Below are 12896 nucleotides of genomic sequence, written 5' to 3' on the forward strand. Positions count from 1 at the left end.
GCAGACCCGAGACGCCTTGCGTGAGAGCGCATTACGCTGATGCGGTAGCGATACCGCGCCGAGCGGTTGGTGGGTGTTTCAGCTCTCTGCGTTGTGCGGGCAGGCGAATCGTCCACCCGCACAACAAGGCTCAGTGGCCGCCGTTCTCCTGCAGCCGCTTGATCGAGGCCGTGACCTCGGCCTCGGCCTCGGCGCGGCCGACCCATTCCGAACCCTTGACGAACTTGCCGGGCTCGAGGTCCTTGTAGCGCTCGAAGAAGTGCTTGATCGCGGCCAGTTCGAACTCCGGCACATCGGCCAGGTCCTGGATGTGATCCCAGCGCGGGTCGCCCGCGGGCACGGCGAGAACCTTGTCGTCGCCGCCCTTCTCGTCGACCATCTTGTACATCGCGACCGGACGCACCTCGATCAGGCAGCCGGGAAATACCGGCTCCGGCAGCAGGACCAGCACGTCCAACGGGTCGCCGTCCTCGCCGAGCGTGTTCTCGATGTAGCCGTAGTCGGCCGGGTAGACCATGGACGTGTACAGGAACCGGTCGAGCCGGACCCGGCCCGTCTCGTGATCGACCTCGTACTTGTTCCGAGAACCCTTGGGAATCTCGATGGTGACGTCGAACTCCACGCCATCTCCTTACTCGGTGCTTCTGTGTGGACTGTCGCGATGTTGCCTGCGACCGGCAAGCGGTCGTCGGAACGCCGACTCGACAGGTGTTCGGGGGAACGGTGCCGGAACGAGGATAGTGTGGTCCGCGGGCACTTGGGTGCGGTAGGTGGGTGGCCCCGGCAACTGCTCGAGGTCGCGCGAAACGATACCGCTGGCGACTGCTTGCGGATCGCTCGAAATGATCAGGAGACGGCGGGCACGTGGTGGGTGGCAGCAACAGGAATATCGGTGGGTTGGCCGCCAAGCGGCGGCGCAATATGTGGATCGGCGTCGTGGTCACGCTGGTCGTGCTGCTGGTGGCTGCGGGCGGTGTGCTGGTCGTGGTCAAACCGTGGACCGAGGAATTCCGGCACGGCGGCCTGACGATCGCCGCGCCGCCGGCACCTGTCAAACCGTTTCCGCAGGTAGCGCCCGCGCCGTCGACTGCGTCCGCGCCCACCGCGGCCGGTATCGCCGCCGCCCTCGCGCAGGTGGTCGCCAATCCCGACCTCGGGGCGTTCGCGGGTGAGGTCACCGACGCCGATTCGGCGATGGTGCTGTGGAGTGCCGAGTCCGATAAGCCGATGATCCCGTCCTCCACCGCCAAAATCCTCACCACCGCGGCCGCTCTGCTCACCTTGCCGTCGGATCACCAGGTGAGCACCAGCGTCGTCACCGGATCAGCGCCCAATGAGTTGGTGCTGGTCGGCGGCGGTGATCCGACGCTGACCGCGCAGCCCGACGGTAAGGGGTACTACCCGAACGGGCCGCGGCTGTCGGATCTGGTGACGCAGATCAAATCCTCCGGGCGCGTCGTCGACACCATCGTGGTCGACACCTCCGCCTATGCCGGGGCGCCGATGGCCCCCGGCTGGGATCCGGTCGATATCGGCGAGGGCTCCATCGCGCCGATGGATCCGGTGATGCTCGACGGTGGGCGCCTCGATCCGCTGGTCGAGTACTCGCCGCGCACCCCGACTCCGGCCCTGGCGACCGGACAGCGCCTGGCCGCCGAACTCGGCCTCGATCCCGCCAAGGTTCGGATCGGCAATGCCACCGCCGGTGCGACGGAAGTCGCGAGTGTGCAATCCGCGCCGCTGCGCGACCGGCTGCGCGACACCATGGTCCACTCCGACAATGTGCTCGCCGAGGCCATCGGCCGGGAAATCGCGGTCGCCAGCGGTAACGAGGCGTCGTTCACCGGAGCCGTTTCCGCCCTCGAGGCCGCCCTCGGCAAGGCCGGATTCGATATCACCGGCCTCTCGATGCGCGATAGCAGCGGCCTGTCGACCGAGGATCGGGTGCCGGCCCGGCTGCTCGACAAGATCATCGCCACCGCGGCCGAGCCGAGCGCCGCGAATGCCGTGCAGCCGAGCAACACCATGGCGAGGCCGGAAACCGACCGGATCGCGGTCACCTTGGCGCCGATGCTCGACGATCTCCCGATCGGGGGCGCAACCGGGTCGCTGACCAGCCGCTATGTCACGCAGAACCGAGGCGGCGCGGGATGGGTGCGAGCCAAGACCGGAACTCTCTCAGTGGCGAGCACGTTGGTCGGTTATGTGCTGGACAGCGACGGGCGGGTATTGACCTTCGCATTGATGTCGAACGATCGGCCGCCAGAGCTGAGTCGGCCCGCATTGGACGCCATCGCTGGCACGCTGCGTAACTGTGGATGCTCGTGACGGGTGGTTGACCATGTTCCAAGGCACTGACAAACCAGGCGGCGTGCCCGCTGTGGATTCGCGTGCGGACGCTCCGGCCGAGCGCAGGCGCTCCGGATTCTCGGGCGCGGTCGATTGGCAACTTGCCGCGCGCACCGGCGCGGCCTTGGTGCCGTCCGGCCCACGGACCTCACGGTATTCGGCCGAACAGGTCGTCAACGAACTCGCCGATGCCTCGGTGCGGGCCGAGGGGCCGGTCCGTGAGGTGAGCGGGCTGCTCGATGACGAACCGGTGCCGTCGGCCCGCATCGTCGACCGCCCCGGCTGGATTACCGCCGCGGCCGACTCCATGTCCCAGCTGACCGGTACCGGCGCGCGGTCGTCGGATACCGGTCTGCTCTCCGGCAAACCCGCCGGTGTGCAGGCCGGCGCGATGCTGGCCTTCCTGTCCACCGCGATCCTCGGCCAGTACGACCCGTTCACCGGACCCGATGGGACGCTGCTGCTGGTGGCGCCGAACATCATGGCCGTGGAGCGCGCACTCGGGGTTTCGCCCACCGACTTCCGCTTCTGGGTCTGCCTGCACGAGGTGACCCACCGGGTGCAGTTCTCCTCCGCGCCGTGGCTGGCCGACTACATGCGCGCCAATGTCGACACCCTCGGCGAGGTCGGCGACGAGCCGATGGCCGATATGCTCGGCCGACTCGTCGAGGAGGTGCGCGACCGCCGTCGCGGCACCGGCCAGGACGATCCGAATTCGCGCGGCGTGGTCGGGCTGCTGCGCGCCACTCAAGCCCCGCCGCAGCGCGAGGCGCTGGACCGGCTGCTGATGCTGGGCACGCTGCTGGAAGGCCACGCGGACCACGTGATGGACGCGGTCGGCCCGGCCGTCATTCCCACGGTCGAACACATCCGCGCCGCTTTCGACCAACGCCGCAAACGCCCCTCCAACCCGCTCCAGCGCATACTGCGCGCCCTGCTCGGCGTGGACGCGAAGGTCGCTCAGTATGTCCGCGGCAAGAAATTCGTGGACGCCGTAGTAGACCGCGTCGGCATGACCCACTTCAACACCATCTGGACCAACCCGGAAACCCTGCCTCGCCCAGACGAAATCGAAGACCCCCAACGCTGGATCACCCGCGTACTCGGATAGTCCGCGTCGTCCCGATGCGGGACCGGCCTGGCGTCGTGGCTGGATTACCTTGTGCTCGAAGGTCTTTCGGTGCCCAGCTCGTCGTCGAGCGGAAGCGGCGGCGACGGCCGTTTCACCCGCGGCTCGAAGCCCACGTGACGATGCGGCGACATCGAAGGTGGCGGGTGCGGGCCTGCCCGCATAGGACTGCTGCTCGGCTCGGTGTTCGTCGCAGCCGGGTCCCGTTGGTCCCGAGCGATCCGGCGGTAGTCTCCGGGGTATGAGGCGTGCGGCTGGCGGGACGCCGGGGAAATCTCGGCGTTTGCCCGAGACCGCGGCGGTGCTCGAGGTGCGGCGCGCGGTGCGGGGGTGGCTGGCCGATTACGCGCCGGATGCGGTGCGGGGCGTCGCGGTCGCGCTGTCCGGGGGCGCCGATTCGCTGGCGCTGACGGCTGCCGCCGTCGTGGAGGCGGGGCAGGTCGACGCGCTGGTCGTCGACCATCAGTTGCAGTCCGGATCGGACAAGGTTGCCGCCGAGGCGGCGGCGAGGGCGTTGGCGCTCGGGTGTCGGTCGGCACATGTGCTGCCGGTCGAGGTCGGCAATGCCGGGGGGCTGGAGGCGGCGGCGCGGCAGGCCCGGTATGCGGCGTTGGATGCGGCGCGGGGCGGGTTACCGGTGTTGCTCGGGCACACCCTTGATGACCAGGCCGAAACCGTCTTGCTGGGGCTGGCGCGGGGTTCGGGTGGGCGGTCGATTCAGGGGATGGCGGCGTTCGCTGAGCCGTGGGGCCGGCCGTTGCTGGGGGTGCGGCGGGCGGCGACCAGGCAGTTGTGTGCTGATCTCGGGTTGACGCCGCATGAGGATCCGCATAATTCGGCGCCGGAGTTCACCAGGGTGCGGTTGCGCAATGAGGTATTGCCGCTGTTGGAGCAGGTGCTCGGCGGTGGGGTTGCGGGGGCGCTGGCGCGCACGGCCGCGCAGTTGCGCGATGACGGTGCGGTGCTCGACGCGCTGGCGGATGAACTGTTGCGTGCCGCGAGCGCGGGTGCCGATACCCACAATGACCGCGCGGACAGTAATTGCCCGGCCCTCTCGATCGAGACACTCGCCACTGCCCCTGCGGCCTTGCGTCGACGCGCGATCCGTGCATGGTTGCGGGCCGGTGGTGCTAAAGCGCTGACCAACAAGCATTTACAGGCGGTTGACGAATTGATTACCGCATGGCGCGGTCAGGGCGGCGTCGCCGTGGGCGGCGCAGTGCCGGGTAGCAGGTTGGTCGCGGCGCGCGAACATGGCAGGCTGACTTTGCGTCTGCGTGGGAGCCGATGACACATAATGGATCGGGATCGGCACCCGCGGTGAGCGACGGGCCCGGAGACGGAGACCACGAAGGGCCCAGGCAACGCCGCCGATACAACACCGGAAGGGAAACCAACTGACGTGTACGAGGGCGATATCGCGTCGGTGCTGATCACCGAGGAAGAGATTGCGGCCAAGACCCAGGAACTGGCCGAACTCATTGCCAAGCGCTATCCGACCGACGCCCCGGAGGGCGATCTGCTGCTGGTCGGCGTGCTCAAGGGCGCGATCTTCTTCATGACCGACCTTGCCAAGGCGTTGCCGATTCCCACGCAATTGGAATTCATGGCCGTCTCCTCCTACGGTTCGTCCACCTCGTCCTCCGGTGTCGTGCGCATCATGAAGGACCTGGACAAAGACATCGCGGGTCGCAATGTGCTGATCGTCGAGGACATCATCGACTCCGGTCTCACGCTGTCCTGGCTCAAGCGGAATCTGTCCACCCGCAACCCGGCTTCGCTCGAGGTCGTCACCCTGCTACGTAAGCCGGACGCGCTACGCACCCACGTGGACGTCGCGCATGTCGGTTTCGATATCCCGAACGAATTCGTCGTCGGTTACGGCCTCGACTACGCGGAGCGCTACCGCGATCTGCCCTATATCGGAACCCTCGACCCGAAGGTCTACGGCGGCGCGTAATCAGGCGTGAGTGAACGCAGTGATTGAACAGACAACACAGCGCCCAGCGGCTATGCCGGAGCCGAGCGCTGGCCAGGCGCCGGCATAATCGCGAATATCGTTGCGGGCGAACCCGACCCGCCGCGATAGCGCGCCCCGCCGACCAATATCCAGGCACCGGTGAAAGGCAGTTCGGCGAGATTCGCCAGACACTCCAGGCTGATCCGGTGCTCGCGATACAGCAGCTTCGACACCGCATAGGTCTCATCGGTCCCCAGATCCGGCCCGAAGGTGTCGATGCCGAGCGCCCCGCGCCGCCCGAGCCGCCCGGTCCGCAATAGCCATTCGACCGTCTCGACCGCGAATCCCGGCTGCTGGGTGGCACTTTCACCGGTGCCGATGAATTCCGGTGTCCCCCATTTTCGGTCCCAGCCGGTCCACGCCACCACCGCCGACCCATCGGGTATGCGCCCGTGCCGAATCTCCCACTGCCGCAGATCGCCGATGCTGATCGCATAATTCCGATCGCGCGCGCACTGCTCGCGCACGTCGATTTTCACCGCGGGCAGTAATAGATCCTCGAGGTCGAGTTCATCGGCGGCCAGCCCGTCGGCATGGAAGTGAATCGGTGCGCCCCAATGGGTTCCGGTGTGCTCGCCCTGCTGGATATTGCGCAGGTAGTAACCGTCGTTCGATACCGTCGCGACGGTATCGGTGCGGAATTCCGGATCACCGGGAAATAGCGGTGTCGTCGCCGGATCGTGCACATGGGACAGACTGATCAGCCGCCCGAACGGCCGTGCGGTGGTCAACGGTTCCGTTGTGGAATCGCCCGTGCCAGGGCCAGCAGATCGGCCTCGAGCATGCGGAACAACCGATAGGTGAGCACGAAGGCCAGGATGCCACCGACGCTGAGTATCCGGACCGGAACGATCACCAAGTCTAGATCGGCGGCGTCGACGAAGGTCGCACTGGCCACTCCGAGCAACGGAACCGACGCGGCCACGCCCAGATAGAAATTGCCGCGCTCAGCGACCTTGCGCAGTTGCCGTTCGTCCTCGGCGCCGATGCCGCCGCGCACCAATAGCTGCGGATAGATCGAACGCACCGCGAAGATCATGATCGGGAAGAACGGATAGGCGAGTGCGATCGCGGCGCAAACCACCTGTGCGGCAAAGAAATGCAGGAACGTCTGCCGCGGCAGATCGACCCCGGAGAAGGCCAGCCCCAACGGCCATCCCACCCCGGCGACCATCCAGAAGCCGAACGGCACCCAGACCGCCCAGTCACCCATGTGCAAGGTGTCGCGCCGCGCCGCGGCCAGCGTGCGCGGTGAGTATTCGCGACCGCGCGCCAGGCGAAAGCCGATGGTCAGCGGGCGACGGGTGAGGAAGAGCAGCAGCAGTCCGGCGATCGGGAAGGCGATCAAGTTATTGACCAGCCCCACCGTGGCGAACCGTTCCTGATCGGCCACCGACATCCGATCAATGATGAGCGACTGGTTCAAATTGATGTTGTAGATGCTGGCGAGCACATTCGGCACGCCGACACACAGTCCGAGGATCGCTATCAGCCAGCTGCGGGACCGATAGGCCAGGCTGGTCGGTGCCGGGTCGACCAACTCCCTGGCGCGCGCGTCGAGGCACAGGTCGAGTTGGGCGGCGAGTTCGGCGCCGTTGCGCCAGCGTCGATGCGGATCCGCCTGCAGACATTCCAGCAACACCCGGCGCAGGGTGCTCGGCGTGTCCGGGGGCAGGCGCGCCAGCGTCGCGTCGGTGATGCCCTGCTCGCGCAGGCGCACCATGGTCACGAAGGTTTCGGCGCGAGCGTCCGGATCGGCGGGCATCGGCGGATCGTCGAAGGGGACCGCGCCGGTGAGCAATTCCCACAGCAACGCGCCGAGGGAGTAGATATCGCTGCGCGGGCCCGGTGCGGAGGCGGCCGGGTCGAGTAGTTCGGCCAGTTGTTCGGGGGAGCGGTACGGCAGCGAATCCGGATCTACCGCAATCGGATTCGCTATCGATCGCGGTGCCGCCGCGCGCACGGCGAAATCGGCGAGCTTGGGTATGCCCTCGGCGGTGAACAGCACATTGGCCGGTTTGATATCGAGGTGCAGTACGCTGCGGCGCGCGGCGTAATCGAGTGCGTCGGCCAGTCGCCTGCCGATCCAGGCCACCGTCTCCGGCCAACTGAGCGCGGCGATTTCGGCGCGCACACTCGAATCGGTCGGTCGGATCTCGCCCTTCGCTTCCATGGCGGTATCGATCGCGCGCAACAGCAGGGTGCCACCGTCGGCTGGCGTGCCCTGCCGACGCTGCGCGAGCACCCCGGCTGCCGTGCCGCCGGGCAGATACTGCATGTAGACCAGACGGGCCGATGCGGCGGCCGCCGGTGCCGAAACCGGTGTGTCAGTGACCAGGCGCTGATCGAAAACCCGGACCAGATGCGGGTGGTCCAGTTGCGCCATGCTGTGCCCGCTGGCTGCTCGACCGGCCGAAAGTCGCACGGCGACAAGGCGCTGCATGGATCGTTGCCGGGCGAGGAAGACCCGGCCGAGTGTGCCGGCGCCCAGATCGGTGATCAAATCGAAGTCGTCGATGCGGCGACCCGGAGTCAGATCGGCGACCAGCGCGGCCGCGCGCTCGGTATCCGCCGCGGTGTCACCTTCCTCCGCGAATTCGGTCAGCCGCGCGCGGACTTCCTGCGCCAGCTCCGGATATTCGGTGAGGAATTCCTCCAGTTCGAGCGGGCCGTACCGGCGCCGGGCCAGGAACTCCTCGCTGATCAGGTCGACCAATTCCGGACTGTTCTCGACCTCGGGAAATTCCTTGCGGTACTCGGTTATGCGCTTGCCGAGTCCCGCCCGATCCCAGCGATGACGCAGATCGATCCGGACCAGATCGGTGAGTACTGCCAAACGCACCTGGATGCCGTCGGGGACGTATTCGGCTATCGGCGGTGGCTCGATCAGCTCGCCACGCAGGCAACGCTGCCAATCTTCGGTGAATGTGGTGATGGCGTCGGTCTCGCCGCGATCCGCGAAATCGGCAGATGTCACGATCGCAGCTCCAGCGCGGTGGGCTTACCGCGCTCCCGCCCCGCCGAAACCACTTCCCGGTCCAGGGATTCCTCGGGCGCCACCACCCGCTCCAGTGCACGCAGATCGGCCTCCAGCGCGCGGAAGAGCAGATAGGAGCCGATGAACGCGAGAATACCGCCCACGCAGAGCACACGCACGGCGGCGATCACCATCGGAATATCGTCGGGCGGTAGGAAGGTCACTCCGGCCACCGCGAGCAGCGGTACCGATGCCGCGACCGCCAGATACCCATTGGCACGGCGATCCAGACCGCGCAGCCACACCGCGTCCTCGGTGCTGATCTCGCCGTGCCGCAGGAAGATCGGATAGATGCAGCGGACCATGTAGAAGCACACCAGGAAGAACGGGTACGCCATCGCGATCGCACCGCACACCACGATCGAGGTGAGGAAGTGCACCAGCGCACGTGCAGGCACATCCCCGGCCGCGACCTCCAGCGCAACCGGGAAGGTGAATCCGGCGATCACCCACAGCGAGAAGACGACCCATACCGCCCGATCGCCGAACAGCAGGGAATCCGCTCTGGCCAGCCGCAGCGTCTCGGGATCGTAGCGTCGGCCGCGGCGCAGCCCGTGCGGCACCGTGAGCACTCTTCGGCCCATGTACAGGATCAGCGTCGCGCCGAGCGGGAAGAAGATGCCGTTCACCACGGTGGTGATGATCACGAAGGTGCGTCCGGCATCCGCGGGGAGCCGGTCCACTATCAGATGCTGATTGTGCTGGATGTTGTACGCCGAGGCGAGGATATTCGGGATACCGATGGCCAGCGTGACGATCACGAGTCGCCACGACCGCAGCCGCAGCCGCCAACTGCCGGGCGGCGGGTCGACCAGATCCCTGGCCCTGGCGTCCATGCACAGATCGAACTGCTTGGCCAGCATCGCGCCGTTGGACCAGCGCCGCGTCCGATCCGATTCCAGACAGGTCAGCAGCACCCGGCGCAGCGCCGCCGGGCAATCCGGCGGAACACGTTGCTGCGCAACGTCATCCACTCCGGCAGTGCGGCGTTCCAGCATGCCTTCCAGCGCCGTATCGTCGCCGTGTTCGGTCGCGGTCGCGGTGGAGTCATCGAACGGTTTCGCGCCGGTCAGCAATTCCCACAGCACCACACCGAGGGAGTAGATATCGGAGCGGGTATCCAGATCCTCGGCGGTGCGCTCACGGCCGGGATGGCAGGCCTCCAACTGCTCGGGCGACATATACGCCAGCGATCCGCCGAAATAGGCGACCGGACTGGTGCCGGCCACATTGCGGCTGAAGCTGATATTGAAATCGGCCAGTTTCGGCACCGCCTCGGCCGTGAGCAGGATATTGGCCGGTTTCACATCCCGGTGCAGCACACCGTGCGCGGAGGCGTATTCGAGCGCCTCGGCCAATCTGCGGCCCAGCCAGGCCACGGTCTCCGGCCAGCTCAGTCCGGCGATCTCGGTGCGCACGCTGGAATCGGTCGGCCGGATCTCGCCCTTCTCCTCCATGGCCGCGTCGACCGCGTCGAGCAGCAGTTGACCGCTACGTTCGGCGGGCGGGGTCGCGCGCAGCCAGCGCAGCACGCCGAGCAGCGTGCCGCCAGGCAGAAACTGCATGTATAGCAACCGGAGTCGGCGCATGGCCGGATCGCGCGCATCCTCCGAGCCGAGCAGCCGCTGATCGAAGACGCGCACGATGTAGTCGTGATCGAGTTGGGCCAGGGTCTGCGGTTCGGTGCCGTGGTCGGCGGAAATCTTCACCGCGACCAACCGCTGCAATGACCGCTGCCTGGCGAGGAAGACGCGGGCGAAGGCGCCGCTGCCGAGACCGGTGAGCAGATCGAAATCGTCGATGGACTGGCCGATCTGGATGCGGTCGAGCGCCTCGAAGCTCCCCGGACCGGTTCCGACCGTGGTCGGAGTGACGGCCGCCGTCTCACTGAAATCGACGGCTGCCGTCTCGGTGAGATCGTCGGCTGCTGTCTTGGTGCTATCGATAGCTGCCGTCTGCTCGGTGGGATCGACGGATGCTCGGGTCACCTCAGTATTACGAATAGACTCACTGGTTCGGTTCAGTCGGGTCGTTTCGTTCAACTCGATGTTCTGGGTCGTCTGAGTCCGCTCAGCGGCCGCACGAGTTCTGGCGAACTCGGTCAGTACCGAATCCTCCACCGCTGCCCGTCGAGTGCTCTGTTCGACGTCGTCGGCATTGAGCAGTACCCGCAATTCGGCCGCTTGTTCGGGATATTCCCGCAGACAATCCTTGGGGTCCACCCGCTCACCGCTATGCCTGCGGATGACGAACTCTTCGTAGACCAAACCCGCGGGAATAGCGGCCGGATCGAGTTCAGGGAACTCGGCGCAGTAGTCGAAAAGGCGCTTGCGCCTCGTCGGGACTGTGTTGGATTGGTGGAGTTCCCGGGGCGGTTCGTGATCATGCGGCGCCTGCGCGCCCGTCGCTCGTACCGCAGGGCTCAGCCGGATCCAGCGATGTCGCAGGTCGACGCGGATCAATTCGATCAATGCCGCCTGGCGCAGGGCCTCCGCATCGGGTAGAAAATCGGCGATCTCCGGTGGGCGGGGAGCCGATTCCCAACCGGTCGATTCCCATGCGGTGGAGAAGGCTTCGACAACGTCGTTATCGGTACGCAGCAGCGGTCCGCCCCAACCGCGGGTCGGATCGGAGTCGAGACCGGTTCGGTGACTATTTTCGGAATCTGCACTCATTTTCTGACCTAGCTGCTGAGCGGATCCAGAGAATCCGCAGTGTTCGGTCGGTGGATGTACCGGGGAATTTTCCGCCACACCCGACGCCATCGTCCCCCGAGCAGTAATCGAAATGATAACTTGCGCCTCAACACCGGATCACCCGATTTCGACAACGATGCGACGGGGAAGAACCAGCACATGCAAAAAGCAGCTACGGGCACGAAGGCGGTAGCCGAACGTGGCCACGAAGCATTGGCTCCGGCGGCCGAAGCCCCGGAGGTGCAGACCGCCGACGGGGTGTCCGTTGGGGCGGCCGACGCCGTGCATTCTTCGATGGAATCAAGCATGCCACGCGAATCGGGCATGTCACGCGGTCCGGCCGCGACGATCGCCGCGAGCGTGCGCGACGGCTCGCTGACACCGTCCGTGGCGGTCGACGCCGCGCTGGACCGGATCGCCGCCGGAAACCGGAAGACGAATGCGTTCGTCGTCGTCCGCTCCGCCAAGGCGCGGGCGGAGGCGCTCGCACTGGAACAGCGCTCCGATCTGGACGTGCTGCCACTGGCGGGTGTCCCCGTCGCGATCGAACACAACATCGCGGTCGAGGGGGAGTCGACGTTGGCCGGTTCCACCGCCATGGATCCGGGTGCGGCCGCAGCCGACCATCCGGTGGTGCGCCGACTGCGGGCCGCTGGCGCGGTGGTCGTCGGGCTGACCGCGGTTCCCGAGTTGGGGCTGTGGGGCACCACCGAGAGTGAGGGCCGGATCAGCCGGAACCCGTGGAACTCCGCGCGCAGTACCGGCGGATCGGCCGGCGGATCGGCCGCGGCGGTCGCGGCCGGGCTGGTACCGGTGGCGCACGGCAGCGACGGACTCGGTTCGGTACGCGTTCCCGCGGCCTGCTGTGGGGTGTTCGGGATCAAGCCGGGGCGGCATACGGTGCCGGCCGAGGTCGGCTTTGATTCCTGGTCGGGAATGGTCGAAAACGGTGTGTTCGCAACGACGGTCGGCGATGCGGCGCTCGCGCTGTCGGTGTTGGCCGGGCGCCCGGACCTAGCCGAGCTAGAGCCGCCGGGCCGACTACGTATCGGGCTGGCCGTTGCGCCGCCCTCGCGTTTTTTCCGGGTCGATCGGCATTGGACCGCGGCGGCTCGCACCGCGGCGGCGGCCGCCGTCACGGCCGGACACCTTGTGGAACCCACGACCCTGCCCTATGGCGAATCGATTATCTCCGTGGGCCTGCGCTGGCTGGCATTCGCTGCCCGCGAGGCCGCAATGGTCGCCAGCCCCGAACAACTGCAGCCGCGCACCCGCCGACACCTGGCACTCGGCCGGTTGGTCCAGCGCCTGCGGCTGGTGCGCCCGGCCCAGCTGGACCGGGTCGAGGCGCGATTGCTGGAATTCTTCGAGCGCTACGACGTGGTGATCACCCCGACGCTCGCCGCGCCACCGCCACGCGCGCGGGCCTGGCATACCCTTGGCTGGTTGGCGAATGTCATTACCAGCGCACGGTATTCACCGTTCACGCCGCTGTGGAATATGGTCGGCTGGCCCGCCGCGTCGATCCCGATGGGTATGCACCCGGGATCCAAGACGCCGGTCGCCGCCCAACTCGCGGGACCGCCCGGCGGTGAATCAACCCTGCTGCGCCTGTCCGCGCAACTCGAGTCGATCCACCCCTGGAAGCGAACTGTGTCCGATTAG

9 protein-coding genes are annotated in these 12896 nt (G+C 66.9%); 5 read left to right on the forward strand and 4 right to left on the reverse strand.

Features of this window, described 5'->3' with window-relative positions; all coding sequences use genetic code 11:
* Nucleotides 1–130: 130 nt before the first annotated feature.
* Complete coding sequence (locus ACQP1G_RS02545) at nucleotides 131–622, reverse strand: inorganic diphosphatase (protein ID WP_433197961.1); 492 nt, start codon at nucleotides 620–622, stop codon at nucleotides 131–133.
* Nucleotides 623–921: 299 nt separating this feature from the next.
* On the opposite strand from ACQP1G_RS02545, the gene dacB reads away from it, so the two are divergent.
* The 4 genes from dacB (at nucleotide 922) to hpt (ending at nucleotide 5438) form a co-directional block, all read left to right on the forward strand.
* Nucleotides 922–2328 carry a D-alanyl-D-alanine carboxypeptidase/D-alanyl-D-alanine endopeptidase gene (dacB, locus tag ACQP1G_RS02550; RefSeq protein WP_433208045.1) on the forward strand — a complete coding sequence of 469 codons (1407 nt, stop codon included), beginning with the start codon at nucleotides 922–924 and terminating at the stop codon, nucleotides 2326–2328.
* Between the two features lie 13 nt (nucleotides 2329–2341).
* On the forward strand, nucleotides 2342–3460 hold the full coding sequence (locus ACQP1G_RS02555) for a zinc-dependent metalloprotease (RefSeq protein ID WP_433197963.1): 1119 nt from the start codon (nucleotides 2342–2344) through the stop codon (nucleotides 3458–3460).
* A 259-nt stretch (nucleotides 3461–3719) separates the two neighbouring features.
* The gene (tilS, locus tag ACQP1G_RS02560) at nucleotides 3720–4769 is read left to right on the forward strand and encodes a tRNA lysidine(34) synthetase TilS (RefSeq protein WP_433197965.1); all 1050 of its coding nucleotides are present in this window, start codon (nucleotides 3720–3722) and stop codon (nucleotides 4767–4769) included.
* A gap of 111 nt (nucleotides 4770–4880) precedes the next feature.
* Nucleotides 4881–5438 (forward strand): hypoxanthine phosphoribosyltransferase, encoded by a 558-nt coding sequence (gene hpt / locus ACQP1G_RS02565; protein WP_433197967.1) that lies wholly within the window; start codon nucleotides 4881–4883, stop codon nucleotides 5436–5438.
* A gap of 50 nt (nucleotides 5439–5488) precedes the next feature.
* Here hpt and ACQP1G_RS02570 read toward each other — a convergent pair whose 3' ends face one another.
* From ACQP1G_RS02570 to ACQP1G_RS02580, 3 genes are read right to left on the reverse strand one after another with little or no spacing between them, the layout of a single operon-like run.
* Nucleotides 5489–6229, reverse strand: a complete 741-nt coding sequence (locus tag ACQP1G_RS02570) for a cyclase family protein (protein WP_433197969.1) — start codon at nucleotides 6227–6229, stop codon at nucleotides 5489–5491.
* Nucleotides 6226–8475 (reverse strand): protein kinase domain-containing protein, encoded by a 2250-nt coding sequence (locus ACQP1G_RS02575; RefSeq protein WP_433197971.1) that lies wholly within the window; start codon nucleotides 8473–8475, stop codon nucleotides 6226–6228. The genes ACQP1G_RS02570 and ACQP1G_RS02575 overlap by 4 nt, the downstream gene beginning before the upstream one ends.
* A complete protein-coding gene (locus ACQP1G_RS02580; RefSeq protein WP_433208048.1) occupies nucleotides 8472–10655 on the reverse strand; it encodes a serine/threonine-protein kinase in 2184 nt (727 codons plus the stop codon). The genes ACQP1G_RS02575 and ACQP1G_RS02580 overlap by 4 nt, the downstream gene beginning before the upstream one ends.
* 870 nt (nucleotides 10656–11525) lie before the next feature.
* Here ACQP1G_RS02580 and ACQP1G_RS02585 point away from each other — a divergent pair.
* Nucleotides 11526–12896, forward strand: a complete 1371-nt coding sequence (locus tag ACQP1G_RS02585) for an amidase (RefSeq protein ID WP_433208051.1) — start codon at nucleotides 11526–11528, stop codon at nucleotides 12894–12896.

This window comes from Nocardia sp. CA-107356, from assembly GCF_050946365.1.
In the GTDB taxonomy this organism is placed as follows: domain Bacteria; phylum Actinomycetota; class Actinomycetes; order Mycobacteriales; family Mycobacteriaceae; genus Nocardia.